The following is an 18027-nucleotide window of genomic DNA, read 5'->3' as shown; positions in this document are numbered from 1 at the left end:
ATAATGGCAAATCTTATTATTTAATTAAGTTTATTTATTAATCAATTTTAGAAGAGAGGTTGTCGTTTGTCCAAAGTATCAGCAAAGCAGAAACATGTAAGAATCATGAATCAAAATTTAATCATAGATGCGATTAGAAGAGATGAAAGCGCTACAAGAAGTGAGCTGTCAAAGCTGTTGAAGCTGAGTGTACCTAGCGTTTGCACGAACGCAGATCAATTGGTTAAGTTAGGCATTCTAAGGGAAACAGAGGATGGCTTCACAGGTGTGGGAAGAAAAGCAAGCCGTTTGCGGTTGAATGATAACTTTGGCTATATCATCTCCGTTGATCTAAGCAATCCTTGTATTACGGTGGGCATTTCAAATCTAAATCCAATTATTATTCAAGAAGTGAAATTCGATATTGAACAATATGACATCAACCAGTTAATGGAGCTAATAATAAGCAAGATTGATGAACTTCTTGTTAAGAGCAGTGTATTAGTAAATCAATTGCTTGCTATATCTATCTCTATACCAGGTCAAGTGGATAATGATTTAGGTATCGTAAAGTGCGGATCGTATCTGGAGCGACTCGGCACTGTGAATTTCAGAGAACCGCTTCTAAATAAATTCGGTGTTAGAGTACTGGTACAAAAGGATATCAATTCTGCTGTTCTAGGTGAAATAAAATTTGGAGCTGCACAGGGTCACGCAAATGCTGTGTTTGTAAGCGTTGACGTGGGTGTGGGTCTTGGTATTGTGCTTGGAGGATCGTTGTATCCGGGGAAATTTCATCTTGCAGGTGAAATAGAAAATTACATCGTGAACGTAGAGGCAGAGAATACGGAACGACAGGATGGGTTATTTGAGAGCTCTCGGTTGCGCGATCTGGTTACAATAGAAGCTTTGGTCAGATCGGTTAGAGCAGAGCTGGAGGCTGGGGGCGAAAGCAGACTGCTTAAAGCTGTGAATGGCGACATTGCTAAGATCGATTTTAATCACATTATAATGGCGACATTAGAAGGAGATGCCCTTAGCGTTAAACATGTGAAGCGCTGTGCAAAGATTATGGCTGCCTTCGTAGCAAACATGCTATTTTTACTTGATTTGGATACCGTTATATTGGGTGGTGGGTTCGTCACCCTCGGTTCGGCTTACACCGATACAATACGGGATGAAGTTAGGCGTTTAGGGCTAGGAAATACGGCTATCGTGGATACGGCGCTCAAGACGAAAGCTGTTTTGATTGGCGGGATTGCCATTGGATTGGAGACTATGTTCAGTGAACTGCTGGAGGAGCAGGAGGCTTAAAGCCTCCTATCCCTTCAATTAGTTAATTAAGTTTATTAATCAATAATAAATTAGATTGTTCCTTGGGCGTTTTAAATGAACGCGTTCAAGTTTCAATATATGATTTCATTTTAAAAGGAGAGTTGAGTAATGAGGAAACAGGTGGCAAGCAAGACAACAGCACTAGTACTTATCTTCGTAGTATTTGCAGCATTGATGGCAGCATGCGGGGGATCCAAACAAGAAGAGAATGGAGCATCCGAGAGTAAAACAAAAGAGATAACGCTTCGGGTAGCGACATCATTCGCTGGATCTGATCCATGGGTTCCAGCTTGGACGGAAGCTATTAAACAGTTCCAAGAGGAAAACAAGGGCATCAAAATTACGGATGAGTCAACGCCGGTCAATCAAGAAGCATTGCGTACGAAAGTGAAAGCGGATGCAGCAACTGGCAATCTAGCCGATGTCATGTTTTATTTCAATGGCAGCGAGACAGCTATTCTAACCGAATCGAAAGAAATTGTTTCCTGGGAAGATGAATTTGCTAAAGATCCAGATTGGGCGAAGCAATTCAATAGCGGGATCATCGAGAAGGTCAAGTATGAAGGCAAACTCTATTCTCTTCCCTATATCGGCTTCTATGAAGGCTTGTTCTGGAATAAAGAGTTATTCGACCAGTATCAACTCGAAGCTCCAACAACCTATGATGCTTTTATAAAAGCGATAGATACGTTTGCAGCTAATAATATTGTACCATTCGCTACATCGCTCACAACTCCATATCTGCAAGAGGCTTTGGTTCTTTCACAGGTTGGGCCAGAGGGACAACAAAAGGCTTATGATCCATCATGGGCACCAGCTCTTACGATCTTCAAAGAGTTGAATGATAAGAAAGCATTTCCTAAAGATGCACTCACGCTGGATGATGAAAAAGCGCAATCTTTATTTGCAGGCGGGAAAGCGGGAATGATGTTCAACGGTTCATGGACAGCTGCTGGTCTGAGTACAAATCCTGCTTTTCAAATTACACCATTCCCACTCGTACCGGGTGGTAAAGGCGAGAATATGATTGTATCTGGATTTGGTTCTGGTTGGTATATGAAGAAAAATACCGATCAAGCTAAATATGATGCAGCTCTAGCTTTTGTGAAATTCATGACATCTCCTGAAACGGCTGGCAAATTTGCAGCAATAGGCGGAACTTATGCAGTCGATACACAACAATCCAGCAGCACCGCACAGCTTCTGATTGACGGCAACAAGATGGTGAGTGAGGCAAAGGATTTCGTTATGCCAATCGATTCTTACGTTTCTAGGGAATCGTATACCGAGTTCTTAAAAGGTATTGCTTATGTGTCAGCAGGAAGAAAAACAGCCGAGGAAATTCTAGATGAAGCCACAAAACTAAACAACAGAAACAAGTAGTTGTTTCAACAAGCCCCGGGATATCGGATTGCCGGCTCCCGGGCAAATGGCAGTATGTAATCCAAGCTATTGCTTATGAAGAGGAGGCGTTCAGTTGTGATATTCAGGGACAAGAGATACATTGTGCTTTTCCTGGCGCCAACGATGCTATTATTATTCACCTTTCTTTTATATCCACTCGTACAATCCGTTTATTATAGCTTCACCGAATGGTATAACTTCTCAAATACGAAGAAGTTCATAGGATTCGGCAATTACAACCAGCTCATTCATGACCCCGTTGTTTGGATAGCGCTAAAAAACACGTTTATATTGGTGATCGGTGCCGTATTCCTGCAGGCTGGAGGAGGTTTGGTCCTTGCGCTGCTAACCGACAGCATCAAACGAGGATTTAAATTTTTTAGAACGGTCTTTTTCTTTCCGATTGTTATCTCAGGTACGGCGATTGGCCTCATGTTCTCGCTCATTTACAACTACGACTATGGACTCTTAAATGCCATTATGAGAGGGCTCGGTCTGTCTGAGCAAATATGGCTAACGGAGAAAAGCGCGATCTATTTGGTACTCATACCGATTCTATGGCAGTATGTTGGATTTTATTTTGTTATATTCCTGACCGGAATGTCGAAGATTCCAGAGGATATTTATGAATCAGCTATGCTGGACGGTATTACAGGAATAAGAAAATCCATCTATATTACACTTCCATTATTACGAGATGTCATTGCTTCTTGTCTTACGCTCGCCACGGCTGGAGCATTGAAGGTATTTGATGTCGTATATATCGTGACCAAGGGTGGTCCATTGAATTCCAGTGAGCTGCTCAGTACTTACATGTACACGAAGGCATTCAATGGGCAAAACGCAGGTTATGCCAGCACAATCGTCATTGCGATGATGATACTCGGTATTGTCATAACCGTTGTGTTAAATAAATTAGTTAAAAAAGAGGCTGTCAGCTACTGATGATAGACAACAAACAGCCCAATTGAGAAGGTGATATTTTAGATGGTTAATAGACTAGTAAAGCCTGGTGCGGTCAAGTTCGGCGTATATGCGCTCCTGATTTTATGGGCATGCACAACGATCATCCCGCTATTATGGGTGCTGCTCAATAGCTTCAAAACGTCCGAAGAAATTTTAACGCAATCATTCGCTCTCCCACAAAGCTACTCTTTATTTAACTTTTTTAAGTTGAACGAATATGGCAACATTAACGTCGTTAAAGGCTTTATGAACAGTATGATCATTTCGGRATCCGTTGTATTAGGTGTTTCCCTTTTTGGCGGGTTGGCTTCTTTTGTACTAGCGAGATTTCAATTTTCATTTAAAGGGTATTTCACGTCTATATTTGTTATTTGTATGCTGCTGCCGCAGTTCGCTGTTATTATTCCGAATTTCGTTATCATCGAGAAGCTGGGTTTGAATGGAACCTATTTATCCGTTATTCTCCCACAAGTAGCTGGCAATTTGAGCTTTGCTATTCTAATGATAACAGGCTTCATGGCTTCTTTGCCTGGAGAACTAGAGGAAGCGGCGGTCATGGATGGGGCAACCATTTGGAAAATATATTATAAAATAACGCTGCCGCTTTGCTTCCCTATTTTTGCAACGGTGTCTATTATGGTCTTTCTTTGGTCATACAACGAGCTTTTGTTACCACTCGTCTACCTGCCAATAAGAGAGATGCAGCCTATATCTGTCCTCTTGTCGCTCGTATCGAATGCGTATGGTACAGATTATGGCGCTATGATGGCAGCCATCACGATTTCAATTGTACCACTACTTGTTTTGTACATGTTCTCACAAGAAACGGTTATTAAAGGGCTGACAGCAGGTGCAGTAAAGGGATAATGGTTTTGGGTTACCATACAGGAGGAGAGAAAAAAGATGTCTACACAACAACAAAAAAATATAATTGTCATTGCTGCACATCCGGATGAACCGGAAATTTATGCGGGAGGAACCTCTGCTTTATTCGCAGAAATGGGACACCGAGTTAAATTCGTTTCCTTAACCAATGGAGATTGCGGACACTACTCAATTAGCGGACAAGAGCTCGTGGATAGAAGAACGCAGGAGGCCTATGAGGCTGCTAGACGATTGGGTGTTCTTGACTATAGCATATTGAATATATCTGATGGCCATCTGACGAATAGCTTTGAAGTGAGAGAAGAAGTTATTCGCCAAATTCGCAATTGGAAGGCCGATGTCGTCATTACCTTCCATCCTGAAGGTGCAGGTCATGTAGATAATCGCAATGCAGGAAGAATTGTGAGAGATGCTGCGGATTTTATAGCGAAGGTACCTAATTCTGTGCCAGATGCCCCATATTTAGAGCAATCCCCTCTTTTCTTGCTTATGCCGGACTACGGAAAGAGGGGTGCTTACTCACCCGATCTGGTCGTCGATATTGGTTCTGTTATTGAGAAGAAGCTGCTTGGCTGTGATGCGCACGCTTCCCAATTCTATGAGTTTGCGCCATGGCAGCGTAATCTGCTAGATCAGGTTCCACAGACGTGGGATGCAAGGAAGGATTATATTTTGCAATATTGGAGCAGCTTTATTGAGGTTTCATCGGAGATGCTTCCGACGCTGGATCGACTATACGAAGATGGGAAGTCAGAAAAAACAAAGTATGCAGAGCCATTCGAGATTGCAGATTATGGCAGAAGACCGAGTGATACGGAGCTGAAGCAGTTGTTTCCCATGCTGAGTCAATAAGAGGAAATACCTTGATATACTCCGTGAACGGATCGTTGTTGCAGGGCAGCTGCAATGCACGTATTAGCAAAAGCCAGATCCTATGAACTGCACCTCCAATGTTAGACACCATCTAACATTGGAGGTGCATTTTTTCTATTTGGATTCAATTGGATTCCAGCTTCTTTTGCCGTCATCCTCTAAAATCCCTAACGTCACATCTGCAATATCCTTGTCTTCAAGCAGCTTGGCGCGAACGAGGAACTTAATATCATCAGCAACCGCAAGCGTTAAACCAGGCTGCAGCTCCAAGTACGCCTCAACGTGGTAATAGCGGCCTTCTTGTAGAATGCGCATTTGATAAATATCAGTTACGCTCTGTTCGGAAAAAATAATACGGGACACCTTGTCTGCTACTTCCTTAGGGGCAGAAACACCAATGAGTCCGATCATATTGTCGTAGCCGACACGATAAGCAACACCAACCATTAACAGACCAATCAACAAGGTTGCAACGCCATCAACCGTTTTAAACGAGGTAAATGCAGCAATGATGACCGCGATCATCGCCAAGGCAGCTCCCGAAACGGCAACAAGATCCTCATAGAAAACTAATCGTGTAGCAGGAGCAGAACGCCCTACATTTTTGAAGGCAGCTGAGAAAATACCGAGTCCTTTCCCTTCTGCTCCCGCTTCGTGTAAGATTTCCTTCATGGCTTTGACTAATATAAGCCCGTCAATAACTAAATTAACAACCAGAACCCCAATGTTTAACCAAAAACCTTCACTTGCAACTGGATGCAAAATGAGATGCCAGCCTTCACGAATCGTTTCATAAGCCATAATGGTAACGACGATAACGGCAATCATACAAAAAATATTGATGACACGCCCAAAGCCAGTTGGAAATCTTGGCGTCGGCTTTTTCTCGGCAAGAATGCTTCCGGCGAAAACAAACCCTTGGTTTATCGCATCTGCCAATGAATGCATGGCGGAAGCAAACATCGCGCCGCTGCCGCTGAAGGCCGCTGCGAACCCTTTTATGGCGGCGATAAACGCATTGCCGATCATCGCTACAGCGGAAGATTTATTCCCTTTCTTTATAAGCTGCATAAAACTCTGACGTTCTGCTTTAGGCTCCATTTTCTCCCCCGCAACATTTTATTTACCATTACCATTCCACTATTGCCTGCTTTCAATCCCAGCACTGCTATTTTATGCTTACCCACACAGGCAATAGGATAAACGGAAAAAAGCTTTTTATTATGTCAGAGACAACTTTCTTCTTGCGTTATCGATGTCCTTAAAATAATACCGTGCTTTCATTGGCGTACTTTAGGCCAGCGCTCTTGAAATCTTTTTTGCTCAAGCCGCTTCTCATAAATGGCGATTCGATCCTCGTATTCCAAGTGAAAAGGTGATGGTCTAACAATCATTTCTAGAACATCTTCTATCCCACAAGGAGAAGTTAACACGAGTTTGTCATGCTGATCTATTTTCAAACCTAGAGCGGTTACGGTCTCTGGAAATTTGGAAATGGCATCTGTGGAGCTGGAATACGGAGGATTGTTATTGATTACATGCATTCGGGCTTGGTTCTTAACGGACCAAGGTACATGAGGGTTCATCTGATTTAATGTGTTTTCCAGTTGTTTCTCTATCTGCTCATCTATGTTGGAAGGATCGAAATAAACGACATCAACATCGGCCAGCGGCGTTCGTTCCGTAAATCCGTGAAGGGTATCCCAAATTTTGCTGCGAACGAAACCTGCACATACCCACCAATCTGGAAGCTGGAGCGTGCTAACCTCTCGTAAGATGTTCATCATCCACTCATCTCTATATACAAGCTGTATAATATCCTCTTCACTGTTTATCAACATTGATCCACTCTCCTGATTTGTTCATTTCTTGTTCAATATGTATGTCCAAGCCTGCTATAGGCGAATAGCCGTCGACACTTGTTTCATCCGTCCTCACCATGAATGACCACTTAAAGCCCTCTCTCGGAAAGGTGAGCATGACATAGACGTTTTCGTTCTTATACTTTTTTTCTAATGCATGCTGCAACTGCAGCTTCGAGAACGACAACCCTCCAAGGTACAAAGCAACAAGGATTAGTCCTGATAAAAAAATACGCCTTCTTCTCCGAGTAGATGCCCCGATAATGAGAGCAGTGGTCAGCGTAATTAAAAGAACAGCGTCGTTTCTATTTACAATAAAGAAATCAGACTCCGTTTTAATAAAGGGATAAAAGGGAGCTACGCCATTGCCGATGAAATCTATAAATAAATGGCTAAAAACACAGATAGATAATATCAGCCAAGCCTTCTTAAACGAAATTTTCTTCTGGAATGCATGATAACATGCAGCAAAAAACAAACCAATCACAGGTACGAGCCAAATGGAGTGGCCAAGCAGGTCTCCGTAAAGCTTCGAAATATCAGGAGAAATAGCAGCTGCACCGCCGAAAATCAAGAGAACCTTGCGATTCGCAGTGGATGCAGCCGCTTTCCCGCAAAATAAATAGGCCAAGCTGGCGCCTACAACAAAATGTAAAAAGACGTGTATGATATGACCTGAAATATTCTCCATATTCACCTTTCAATCAAATTATAAAATTTGATATATGATTCTCGAAGAAGCAGCCTACACTATCGGCAGTTCATAATGCTTGCACAACTCCCGAATGACCTCACCGACCAACGACTCGTTTTGAGGTTTACCTGGCTCTGCATTCATCATTACTGCAATACCGCTTTCTTGGCGCGGGTATCCAACCAGCTTGCTTTGAGAACCAACTCCCCAGCCTTGAGAAACGAAGCAGAGCTGCTCTCCAGCATCAGGAAGAAATACGCCTAAGCCTGCACCTTTGTCGCTCGCATAACCCGTAAGCATTATTCTAGCCATCGCTGGCCGCAAAATACCATTAGGATCGCCATTCCAAGCCTTCACGACCTCGCTTGCCATTACTATCAATTCAGAAGGCGTTGTCCATAAGCCTGCTCCCGATAAATTGGGATAGTACGCTCTCTTCCCTTCAACTACCTGTCCCCATTTATCATGACCCATGGATGTGTTCAGTGGATCGTTTGCAATACCATCCCAGAAAATAGTACGTTTTAAGCCAAGCGGCTTCATAACAAGCCGCACCATAGCAGCAGAAAAGGCTTCTCCTGACACATCCTCAAGGATTTGCTCCAACACAGAATAACCTGCATCCGAGTAAGAGAATCGACTCTCTGGCAGGTGAGCAACCTCGACTGGTTTGGAATGATATTTCGTTGCTCCTAAGAGAAGCTCTTTTGGCGTAGGGGAAGGGTCTTGCTTCTGATAAGGTTCATAGCTCCCCCGTGCATCCACAATTCCCGATTGATGTGCCAGCAAACTGCGCAGCGTTACTTTCCTCTGCTGAGTGAACTGGTTTTCAGGCACCTGCCAGGAAACTAAGTAACGATTAACATCCTCCTCCAAGCTAAGCACGCCCTCTTGGACTAAACGAAGTACACCAATAGCTGTTACCATCTTGCTAATGGAGCAGGCAGGAAACAAAGTTTCCTCTGTCACCTTCTGCTGCATGCTCGCTTCAAGTACGCCATAGCTTCCTTGCCACACCATTTGTCCATGCTGAAGAACGGCAATTCCTAATCCCGGTATACCATTCAACTTCATTTTTTCTTCTATTTCCAAACTTATCATTGCCTCTTGGCACATAAGATCAGCTCCGTCACCAAACAAATTAGAATAATTTTTACCTCATTATTCCATTTCACTCTGTATGACGGGAAAAAGCAACAGCCAGTTGCAACATTTTTATGGCAGCCTATTATTTCTTCGATATCCGTCTAAAGAAATAAACACCCTCAACAATCAGCCCTGCCATAAAACCTCCTGCTACTGCTTCTAAAAATACGAGGAAACTAATTAGGTCCTCCCATCCAGTCAAACCTTTGGAATACATAGCCATCAGTATAAGACCAATTAGCATCCCAAGATTGGAGAACAGCCATAGCTTTCTCGCTCCAAGCCAGCCGATAAAACCGAATAAAAAAGATAATATGGCTGCGAGCAGCATAAATCGGAAAGCGTGCATGCCTGTGAAAGGCTGGCCTAATATAACAAAACGAATCAACCATAATAACAGGCTAACAAGCAAGGTGGATGCTCCAGCTAGTAGCCACCACCTGCCGCTTCTGTCAGCGGGAATCCAGTGCATCAACCATTGCCCCCTCTTGAATAAATGTTCTTTTTTACTTAAACGCATGAAGCGCTTACTTTGTTTCGTTCATTCTGGTTTGCCCAGCATGAATTCAGCAATAACTGCTCGCAGCAAAAAAGGAGTACCGTTCGCCGCTGCTATGAATTCATAGAGACGAGCTGTACTCCTTTTTGATCATGCGATTTGCTTGCTAAATGGCTGCGGTTTGAAGAGTCGTTTCCTTAGGAAGCTGAAAAACTACATTTTTTGCAAGCAGCTTATCCATTAATGCTTGAAAAGGAGCAACCGAGATCCAGTCGTGTATCATAATAATTTGTCCGCTTGTTGCTTGTAAATCATGATGTTGGTCCATAACGTCTGCCGGCTCAAAATCGAACGTATCCCAAGTACAATCCACATGCAGTCCGTTTTTTGGGCTGCCATTCTCGAAGGACGGCTGCTGATAGCCCAGCTCATCCAGTACACGCTGAATACCTTCGAAATGATCATCCTTCATTTCGTCTAACAAATGCTGCATAAATGGAAAACGAAACAGCTTGGAAGGCCTGATCGTTTCTGCTTTATTGTACAGCTCATCTATAATACGGTCGGTTCGCTCGATCTGCCCTCTTACGTCTTGTAAGCCGATAACAGAGAAATCTGCATGATCATAACCGCGATTCCCAATGATATGGCCTGCTTTAATCGCAGCTATCGCTTCCTCAGAACAGCTTTCCAATGCTTCGCCCATACAAAACCAAATCGCCCGAATCTCTTTTGCGTTCAGAAAATTGACCTTTTGCATAAAATCTTCAGCAGGACCTTCATCTATCGTGAGGTACACTGCTTTTTCAACCGCCAACATAGCAAGAAACCCCCGTTTAATTATTGCTGCCAACCTTTATCATCTATGTAGTATACCATAAGCATTCCTTTTCCTTTACTCTTCATTCCTAAAAGAACTTCATTTGTAGCTATATACAAAAATTACACACAGCAAACCGAATGTCAGAATGACACCCGGCTCTTTTTGTGAGTAATGTAATTTCAATAATTACCTATCAACTACGAATGTTTTCTAGCTGAATTCAATTCATTGGCATTTTGATGCCATTCCTTGAGCATGCTTTGGTAAAAATGACTTTCCTGCGTGCTGAGTCCCTGCTTGTTGTCTTTAATAATTAAATTGCCGATATTCCGCTTCAAAATGATGCTCCGACGTCCTAACATGTCCATATAAGTCAAGTAAAATCACCCTCCAGATAATGTTTTCCAATCGGTCGTTTTAAGTATAACGAATACGACTCCTATTGAAAAACAGCAACCAGTGGCGTTATTTCTAATAATGCTGACTAAGGCGGACTGAGCGGAAACGAGCAGCAGTCATTCGAAAACATCCTGCCATATCCTCCATATAACGTCCACACCTCCTCAGATGGGATGTAAACACAACAAAAAACCACAGCCCATATTTGGCTGTGGTTTATCGCAATTATTAGGCTTTACCTAGGATCTCATCTATTTCGCTTTTCAGTAATAGATATCTGTGTACGCTGCGATTAATCGCAACCTTAGTGAGGTTATGCTTAAGCACATAAACCTTCATCTGGTCCTTAGTCAGGCCTAACAGGTCACCGGCCTCGGTAACGGTTAATACAACCTGCTTGCTCGTTGCGTTAAATGTTTTTTTTACTTTTTGATCCCAGTCTTCAAATACTACCTGCATATTTCCGACTCCTTTATCATAGTCAATGGTCTTTATTGACTGCACCTCTCAATTATAACACGAACAGCACTATAATCTTCGCCTGATAAAAATTTTATAGTAAATAAAAATATATTTCGGCCGTTCTACGGAGAAATCATCCCCGTTAATCCATGTTCTTCATAAGTTTATACAAATAATCAACTGAACGCATCGCATATTCAAACTGATAAGGCTCTCCGTTCTTCAATAAAACAAGGCAAGGCACACTCGTAATTTTCCAAGCATTTCGCAGCTGGGGGGCGTAATTTATATTTATTTTATACAAGGTCGTTGGAACCTCAGCCGCTTCCACAATTTCCAGCATTCGCTCGGCGACCTTACAGGTTCCGCAAAACGGTGATGAAAAAAGCAGCGCATCCTTACCATTCCCTATCCGATTAAGCTTTAGCCAGTCTTCTTCTTGAATTTCTTGAATTGCCATCTGTCATCTTTCCTTTCTGCCGATAAAGACAGTCGTTCATTTGTTGCCGTATTTATATTGTAAAATGTTTTGGTGCTTTAGGAAAGACCAACTGAAGCGTGCATGCACTTTATACTCCAAGCCATAAGCGAAATAAATGGTATAATTAGCTGATTCGTAAAATGATTTTATTCGTTAGGGAGACCACTTCGTCATGAAACCAATTGAACAAATGAACGTCGCAGAGTGGCACGCACTGTTTAAATCTCGTACCGAGTCTCTGTCTGACCTTACTCGAAATGCCGCATATGTACACAGTGCAATTACAGCTATTAATCAGATAAAGCCCAAGCTTTCTTCTGCACAAAATAATCTATTCGAGCTGCATGCTCATCTTCATATTCTGATGCTGCTGCTTAATCTTATTCCCGATCAAAAGGGACATTCCGGCTCCTTTATCGGCTTCCATACACATGCTGCTATTTCAGATGTACAGCTTGCTATTGCTGAGCTCATGCAAAAAAAATCCGATCCTGCCGAAGGACCCGACTATTGGCAGTGCCTAGAAGAAACATTATCCTTTTTACGCAGGCTCATGCTGGCGGAATCAGGATCAAAGACGTATTTCTCCGATCCTTATTTTTGGTTATTGCAATACTGGATTATCCCTAACCAGAACGATATGAGCCTGTATCTAGAAGAGCTGCAGCAATTGAATGCCGCACCTTCAAAGCCCGGCTCAGCGCTCTCCCGCTACCCTTTGCTGCTTGCCGAGGTGTGGATGTACTTCTTCTTACAACGCGACGAAGAGTCGTGGAGCAAACTAAATGAAATAAGCAGCGGTAACGAGCTTCGTCCAAGTGACTTATTCCATGTCTTAACCATGATGTCTGAAAAAGAGCAATGGCAGCGGTTATCGAATTGGTTAGTGGAAACGAAGCCGTATGTAGAGAAAAGTCGAATTAACGCCTTAGAAATCTTTTATAGCTACTGGGACGGGGTAATTGAACATATTCCAGATGCGGAGCAGCTGATGTGGGCGCCTCTCATTCAATCGCTTCCCTACGCTAGTTCTATTTACGAAGGAAAACTGCTCCATCATGCCAAATGGCAGCAATGGATCGATTATCAGCTCAGCACGGGAACCGAGCCGCTTGACTATCGCGTTGGAGTGTTCGCCCCTATTGAGAAACATGCGCCGGAGCTGCTGCTGCCCTTTTATCATCAGGCTGTGGAAAGATATGTGCTGCTCAAAAATAGGCCTGGCTACAAAACTGCTGTGAAGCTGCTCAAACGGCTGGCTAAGCTGTACAAGAAAAGGAAAGACGAGGAGCGCTGGGAAACGTTTATTGCAGCGTTCGCTTCTAGCCATAGCCGCCTTCGTGCGCTTCAGGAAGAGCTTCGGAAAGGAAAACTTATACCATGAGCAAGTTTACAAAAACAATTACGGTATACGCTAGTTTAACGACACATGGTGATGCTCTCCTATACGGAATGAGCGGCATGAGCGACTTCCTGCCCGGCGTCAGCTTGAAGCATAGCTTGTTCGCCTGGCATACGCCTTCCTTTTATGGCACAGAACTCGAAGTACAGCAGGTTGAAGGACTAGAGCTTGTTTTGCTTCCAGCCGAGCAGGTTATTCCTTTTTTTGCGGAAAACACGGTGCTTGAGCATGTGGAATGGATATGGGAAGAGAAAGCCGGAATGCTTGTTACGCTCGCCCCCTTGTTAGCAGCTGAAATAACTGCACATCGTTTTATACCAAGCTTCTCGGCCTTCCGTTCAGGAAAGCTCCAATGGAGCTGGGATAATGCTGCAATAAACGAACAAATTCAGAGCATGATCAGAAAAACTCAAACAGACGATAGCTTTAAGACGGGATTGCTTGCAGCTTTTTCTGCTGCTGTATTTGACGCTTATTATGGCACAGAAACGACTGCTGCTGATTTGCGCAGGGAATACCCGCTCCTCTTTGCCAAGGATGGCATAACCGCCGGACTGGATGCACAGGCATGGCTGATCGCCATTGGCTGGAAAGCCGATCAAGCTCCATTTCGGCCAATGCTTCAGCTTATCGAGCCCGTTGATGTGTATGACCCGTGGCAGCTCAAGCTTATTTTGCAGGACAAGCTCGATCAGGCGGTTATTGTACCCGTTAAATTGTCTGATACAGGCGAAGCTTACGGCTCGTGGCCTGCTTCTTGGTCTCCTTCTATTCGTGAGCGTTCCTCAGGCTGGCTGGAGCGTCTGCGTGCTTGCCTGCCAACAAACCTGCTTGCGGGCAAGCACGACGATATTTTAAACGTCCCCTTGAAAAATGATGCCGCTTGGCGGTTCCTTGCCGTAGATAGCCCCCGTTTATTAGACGCGGGCTGGCAGGTACTGCTTCCCGCTTGGTGGGAAACCGCCAGCCGTAAGAAACCACGCCTTCGCGCTAAGGTCAGCACAAGCAAACGAGAAGAGGGCTCTGGTGAATCTTTATTTGGACTGGATACACTAATCGAATTCGATTGGCGCATTGCCATTGGAGACACCGACCTGACTGAATCCGAGTTTAATGAGCTTGTTGCCCGGAATGAGCGGCTTGTTCGCTTCCGAGGACAGTGGGTATCGCTTGATCCCGCCTTGCTCGCGCAAATTCGCAAAGCGATGTCGGGCATTGACCGCGCCGAAGGTTTATCGTTTCAAGATGTTCTTCAGCTGCATCTTCTGGGAAGCGGCAACGAGCAAGGGGATGATCAGCCTGAGCAGGAAAACGAAGCAGAGCAAGAGCATCGTATTCAGCTGGAAGTTGAGCTGAACGAGCATTTGCTGACGCTGGTCAGCCAGCTAAACCAACGAACCGAGTGGCCTATGCTTGCTGTTCCTGCCGGGCTGCGTGCCGAGCTTCGACCTTATCAGCAGGAAGGCTACGCTTGGTTGTCCTTCTTACGTCGATTCGGACTTGGCGCATGCTTGGCCGATGACATGGGTCTTGGCAAAACGGTTCAGCTTATCGCCTATTTGCTCAATCTCAAAGAGAGCACAGCAGAGTCGGAGCAACAAATGCCATCGCTCATCATCTGCCCAACCTCTGTTCTGGGCAACTGGCAGAAGGAGATTAGCCGCTTTGCACCCTCGCTGCGCGTTATGCTTCATTACGGAAGCAAACGCCTCGTAGGAGAACATTTCCTTGAGGAAATGCGAAACGCCGATGTCATACTAACTTCATTCGCAACCGCTACTCTTGATCAGGACATGCTGAAGGATATTACTTTTGCAGCGATTTGCTTGGATGAGGCACAAAATATAAAGAACGCTCAAACGAAACAATCCGCAGCCGTTCGCAGCTTTACTGCGAAGCATCGTATCGCTTTGACGGGCACGCCGATCGAGAATCGTTTATCGGAGCTGTGGTCCATCTATGATTTCATGAATCCGGGGTTTCTGGGGAGCGCACACGGTTTTCAGCAGCGCTTCAGCAATCCTATTGAAAAGGAACGCAATGTTCAGCGCACCGCAGATTTGCAAAAGCTCGTTAAGCCATTCATGCTGCGGCGCAAGAAGAAGGACCCCGCGATCCAGCTTGATTTGCCGGACAAAAATGAAATGAAAACGTATATTCATCTCACAGCCGAGCAAGGCGCGCTTTATAATCAAACCGTTAATCAGCTTATGGATCGCATGCAAAAGCTTGAAGGCATCGAACGTAAAGGCACCATTTTATCGTCCATTATGCAGCTGAAGCAGCTATGCGACCATCCGATGCTGCTAACGAAAGAACCTTTGGTGGACAGCTCTGCGCCCGCTGGCGAGCAAATGGATACAGAGCGGATCATAAGCCGATCGGCTAAGCTTGAGCGGCTGCTCGCCATGGTGAGAGAACTGCGAGACGAAGGCGAACGCTGCCTTATTTTCACGCAATACCTCGGTATGGGGGAAATGCTTCAAAGCGTGCTGCAGCAGGAGCTGCAGGAGCCGATATTATATTTGAATGGCAGCACCTCCAAGCTGGCGCGTGACCGCATGATTGAGCGGTTCCAGTCGCAACAATTGCCGCCGGAAGAGCAGCCTAATGTGTTCATTCTGTCGATTAAGGCTGGCGGAGTTGGGCTAAACCTGACCGCTGCTAACCATGTATTCCATTTCGACCGTTGGTGGAATCCTGCTGTGGAGAACCAAGCAACCGACCGCGCGTACCGCATGGGCCAAACTCGCGACGTTCAGGTTCATAAATTCATCTCGCTTGGCACGCTGGAGGAACGCATCGATGAGATGCTCGAAAATAAGCAGCAGCTCAGTGAAAATGTCATCTCCAGTTCAGAGGGCTGGATCACGGAGCTATCAACTGATGAGCTGAAGGAGCTCTTCACTTTGCGTCAGGATTGGAGCGATTCATAAGGGACTCTTTTCCTTTTGACTTGCCGTGAAATAGCCCTTTGTGCTACACTGATGCTAATTTAAATGAACGGAGGGTTACGTGTGATAGACTATATCCGAGTTAGGTCTTTGCGCAGCTGCTAATTGAATAGCGCCAAAGCTCTGCCTGTGTGCAGGGGACTCAGGATAGGTCTGTCCATTTTGAAGGTAACCCATATAAACAGAATACGTCGACTATTATAGGGAGCATCCCGACTCGCGTATTCGCCTTTAGAGCGGAATTTCCATACGTTTATTTCAGCGTATATGGAAGGCCATCAATCCATATTGATAAGGAATATTGGATTCCTTATGGATATTTTTACTGATACCCGCTTACCTATAACGGTGAACACAGGCAGAGCTGCCTGTGTTTTTTATTTTTTAAATAACCGTTAAAAGGATGATGAATAATGGAACAACCAAAACAAAAGGCGATTATCGTCGGAGTTCAGCTTCAAAATCAAACCGACTTTGAATACTCCATGGAGGAGCTTCGCAATCTAGCTTCCGCTTGTTATATCGAGGTCGTTGATGAGCTAAGCCAAAAGGCAGCACGCATTAACCCGTCTCACTACATTGGGACTGGAAAGATCCAAGAGCTGCTTGCCCTGCTCGAAGCGCATGACGCGCATGTCGTTATTTTTAATGATGAGCTCTCCCACTCTCAAATTCGTAATTTGGAAGCCGCTTTGGAGCGGACGGTCATTGACCGAACGATTCTCATTCTGGATATTTTTGCGGAGCGCGCCAAAACAAGAGAAGCCCAGCTGCAAGTCGAAGTCGCTCGGCTTCAATATATGCTTCCTAGGCTTGTCGGACTTCGCGCATCCTTGGGGCGGCAAGGCGGCGGAGCTGGTCTCAAGAACAGAGGCGCCGGTGAAACGAAGCTGGAGCTGGATCGCAGACGTATCGAAGAGCGGATCACTGCTTTGCAAGCCGAGCTTGAGAAGCTGGTAGCCCGCCGTCAAATTCAGCGGAAGCAGCGGCAGAAGAACGAAGTGCCTGTCGTCTGTCTCGTCGGTTATACGAATACGGGGAAATCCAGCTTGATGAATGCTTTGCTTGAGAAATACAATCCAGAGACAACCAAACAGGTATTTGCCAAGGATATGCTTTTTGCAACGCTGGAGACCTCAGTTCGCAGTATTGATTTGCCTGACAACAAATCATTCTTGCTCACAGATACGGTCGGCTTCGTAAGCCAGCTTCCCCATCACCTGGTGAAGGCCTTCCGCTCAACTTTAGAGGAAGTAACTGAAGCTGATTTGCTCGTACATGTCGTCGACTACGCCCATGACGATTATGAGCAGCTTGTTGCGGTTACGAATGAGACGTTAAAGGAGCTGGGGGCTTACAATCTCCCAACGATTTATGCATACAATAAATGTGATCTGACGGAGCATCCATATCCGGAAGTACGTGATAACAACGTCTACCTATCCGCCAAAAAGAATATTGGACTAAATGAGCTAATTCAGCTTATTCGCGATCATGTCTTCGACGACTATATGGAATGCGAGCTGTTGATTCCGTTCAACCAAGGGCGCTTGGTTGCTTACTTTAACGAGCATGCGCATGTGCATGCAACGGACTACGAAGCAGAAGGCACTCGGATGAAGCTGGAATGCCGGGTATCCGATTTTGAAAGGTACCGTAATGAAGTAACAGTGCTTTAAGAAAAAAGGAGGCTGTCCAAAAGGATAATAACCTTTGAACTGCACCCCGTCAAGTAGACATTACAAATAATAAAACCTGTTAAACGGCCTTAGTCCTAAACTCCATTGGACTGAGGCCGTTTAGTTTCGCCTGTAATCGTTCGTAATTGTAAAAGTGAATGTAGGCTTCAATGTCCCGTTCAAG

The 18027-nt window shown here is 44.7% G+C and carries 18 protein-coding genes; 8 read left to right on the top strand and 10 right to left on the bottom strand.

All coding sequences use genetic code 11. The features are described from left to right. The first annotated feature begins 66 nt into the window (after nt 1-66). From AC1DPK_RS14275 to AC1DPK_RS14255, 5 genes are all read left to right on the top strand, one after another. Nucleotides 67-1293 (top strand): ROK family protein, encoded by a 1227-nt coding sequence (locus tag AC1DPK_RS14275; RefSeq protein WP_441881112.1) that lies wholly within the window; start codon nt 67-69, stop codon nt 1291-1293. 129 nt (nt 1294-1422) lie between these two features. Then, nucleotides 1423-2697, top strand: coding sequence for an ABC transporter substrate-binding protein (locus AC1DPK_RS14270; RefSeq protein ID WP_441881113.1), 1275 nt, complete (start codon nt 1423-1425; stop codon nt 2695-2697). Between the two features lie 96 nt (nt 2698-2793). After that, complete coding sequence (locus AC1DPK_RS14265; RefSeq protein WP_256710918.1) at nt 2794-3663, top strand: carbohydrate ABC transporter permease; 870 nt, start codon at nt 2794-2796, stop codon at nt 3661-3663. Nucleotides 3664-3705: 42 nt separating this feature from the next. Further along, nucleotides 3706-4551 carry a carbohydrate ABC transporter permease gene (locus AC1DPK_RS14260; protein WP_477510721.1) on the top strand — a complete coding sequence of 282 codons (846 nt, stop codon included), beginning with the start codon at nt 3706-3708 and terminating at the stop codon, nt 4549-4551. 36 nt (nt 4552-4587) lie between these two features. Next, a complete protein-coding gene (locus AC1DPK_RS14255; protein ID WP_477510720.1) occupies nt 4588-5421 on the top strand; it encodes a PIG-L deacetylase family protein in 834 nt (277 codons plus the stop codon). A gap of 135 nt (nt 5422-5556) precedes the next feature. Here the strand turns inward: AC1DPK_RS14255 and AC1DPK_RS14250 are convergent, their stop codons facing one another. The 9 genes from AC1DPK_RS14250 to AC1DPK_RS14210 all read right to left on the bottom strand — a co-directional run bounded on the left by AC1DPK_RS14250 (nt 5557) and on the right by AC1DPK_RS14210 (nt 11787). After that, complete coding sequence (locus AC1DPK_RS14250) at nt 5557-6543, bottom strand: cation diffusion facilitator family transporter (protein WP_477510719.1); 987 nt, start codon at nt 6541-6543, stop codon at nt 5557-5559. A 179-nt stretch (nt 6544-6722) separates the two neighbouring features. Continuing rightward, nucleotides 6723-7283 carry a nucleotidyltransferase family protein gene (locus AC1DPK_RS14245; protein WP_477510718.1) on the bottom strand — a complete coding sequence of 187 codons (561 nt, stop codon included), beginning with the start codon at nt 7281-7283 and terminating at the stop codon, nt 6723-6725. Next, nucleotides 7267-7995 carry a metal-dependent hydrolase gene (locus tag AC1DPK_RS14240; RefSeq protein WP_477510717.1) on the bottom strand — a complete coding sequence of 243 codons (729 nt, stop codon included), beginning with the start codon at nt 7993-7995 and terminating at the stop codon, nt 7267-7269. Before AC1DPK_RS14240 ends, AC1DPK_RS14245 begins: the two co-directional genes overlap by 17 nt. Nucleotides 7996-8049: 54 nt before the next feature. Next, on the bottom strand, nt 8050-9090 hold the full coding sequence (locus AC1DPK_RS14235; RefSeq protein ID WP_477510716.1) for a serine hydrolase domain-containing protein: 1041 nt from the start codon (nt 9088-9090) through the stop codon (nt 8050-8052). A 136-nt stretch (nt 9091-9226) separates the two neighbouring features. Next, nucleotides 9227-9616 carry a hypothetical protein gene (locus tag AC1DPK_RS14230; protein ID WP_441881121.1) on the bottom strand — a complete coding sequence of 130 codons (390 nt, stop codon included), beginning with the start codon at nt 9614-9616 and terminating at the stop codon, nt 9227-9229. A 193-nt stretch (nt 9617-9809) separates the two neighbouring features. Then, nucleotides 9810-10463 carry a polysaccharide deacetylase family protein gene (locus AC1DPK_RS14225; protein ID WP_477510715.1) on the bottom strand — a complete coding sequence of 218 codons (654 nt, stop codon included), beginning with the start codon at nt 10461-10463 and terminating at the stop codon, nt 9810-9812. Nucleotides 10464-10663: 200 nt separating this feature from the next. Beyond that, nucleotides 10664-10843, bottom strand: coding sequence for a hypothetical protein (locus AC1DPK_RS14220; RefSeq protein ID WP_076268579.1), 180 nt, complete (start codon nt 10841-10843; stop codon nt 10664-10666). Between the two features lie 250 nt (nt 10844-11093). Next, nucleotides 11094-11324 (bottom strand): hypothetical protein, encoded by a 231-nt coding sequence (locus tag AC1DPK_RS14215; RefSeq protein WP_053373130.1) that lies wholly within the window; start codon nt 11322-11324, stop codon nt 11094-11096. A 145-nt stretch (nt 11325-11469) separates the two neighbouring features. Continuing rightward, a complete protein-coding gene (locus AC1DPK_RS14210; RefSeq protein WP_083682069.1) occupies nt 11470-11787 on the bottom strand; it encodes a thioredoxin family protein in 318 nt (105 codons plus the stop codon). A gap of 193 nt (nt 11788-11980) precedes the next feature. On the opposite strand from AC1DPK_RS14210, the gene AC1DPK_RS14205 reads away from it, so the two are divergent. From AC1DPK_RS14205 to hflX, 3 genes are all read left to right on the top strand, one after another. Then, entirely contained in the window at nt 11981-13192 is a 1212-nt protein-coding gene (locus AC1DPK_RS14205) for an SWIM zinc finger family protein (protein ID WP_477510714.1), read from the top strand. After that, nucleotides 13189-16146 carry a DEAD/DEAH box helicase gene (locus tag AC1DPK_RS14200; RefSeq protein WP_477510713.1) on the top strand — a complete coding sequence of 986 codons (2958 nt, stop codon included), beginning with the start codon at nt 13189-13191 and terminating at the stop codon, nt 16144-16146. The genes AC1DPK_RS14205 and AC1DPK_RS14200 overlap by 4 nt, the downstream gene beginning before the upstream one ends. A 431-nt stretch (nt 16147-16577) precedes the next feature. Then, nucleotides 16578-17843 carry a GTPase HflX gene (gene hflX / locus AC1DPK_RS14195; protein ID WP_441881125.1) on the top strand — a complete coding sequence of 422 codons (1266 nt, stop codon included), beginning with the start codon at nt 16578-16580 and terminating at the stop codon, nt 17841-17843. A 79-nt stretch (nt 17844-17922) separates the two neighbouring features. On the opposite strand, the gene AC1DPK_RS14190 is transcribed toward hflX, so the two are convergent. Further along, a complete protein-coding gene (locus AC1DPK_RS14190) occupies nt 17923-18015 on the bottom strand; it encodes an IS3 family transposase (protein ID WP_477510785.1) in 93 nt (30 codons plus the stop codon). Nucleotides 18016-18027: the final 12 nt, after the last annotated feature.

This window comes from Paenibacillus sp. 01T424 (assembly GCF_056398745.1).
The sequence above is the reverse complement of the archived record's forward strand: the minus strand, read 5'-3'. Positions and strand labels throughout refer to the sequence as shown.

Coding starts and splice junctions, on each gene's coding strand:
- AC1DPK_RS14240 (WP_477510717.1), bottom strand. CDS start 7,995: ATGGAGAATATTTCAGGTCATATCATACACGTCTTTTTACATTTTGTT.
- AC1DPK_RS14255 (WP_477510720.1), top strand. CDS start 4,588: ATGTCTACACAACAACAAAAAAATATAATTGTCATTGCTGCACATCCG.
- AC1DPK_RS14225 (WP_477510715.1), bottom strand. CDS start 10,463: ATGTTGGCGGTTGAAAAAGCAGTGTACCTCACGATAGATGAAGGTCCT.
- AC1DPK_RS14215 (WP_053373130.1), bottom strand. CDS start 11,324: ATGCAGGTAGTATTTGAAGACTGGGATCAAAAAGTAAAAAAAACATTT.
- AC1DPK_RS14245 (WP_477510718.1), bottom strand. CDS start 7,283: ATGTTGATAAACAGTGAAGAGGATATTATACAGCTTGTATATAGAGAT.
- AC1DPK_RS14270 (WP_441881113.1), top strand. CDS start 1,423: ATGAGGAAACAGGTGGCAAGCAAGACAACAGCACTAGTACTTATCTTC.
- hflX (WP_441881125.1), top strand. CDS start 16,578: ATGGAACAACCAAAACAAAAGGCGATTATCGTCGGAGTTCAGCTTCAA.
- AC1DPK_RS14250 (WP_477510719.1), bottom strand. CDS start 6,543: ATGGAGCCTAAAGCAGAACGTCAGAGTTTTATGCAGCTTATAAAGAAA.
- AC1DPK_RS14210 (WP_083682069.1), bottom strand. CDS start 11,787: ATGGCAATTCAAGAAATTCAAGAAGAAGACTGGCTAAAGCTTAATCGG.
- AC1DPK_RS14205 (WP_477510714.1), top strand. CDS start 11,981: ATGAAACCAATTGAACAAATGAACGTCGCAGAGTGGCACGCACTGTTT.
- AC1DPK_RS14200 (WP_477510713.1), top strand. CDS start 13,189: ATGAGCAAGTTTACAAAAACAATTACGGTATACGCTAGTTTAACGACA.
- AC1DPK_RS14230 (WP_441881121.1), bottom strand. CDS start 9,616: ATGCACTGGATTCCCGCTGACAGAAGCGGCAGGTGGTGGCTACTAGCT.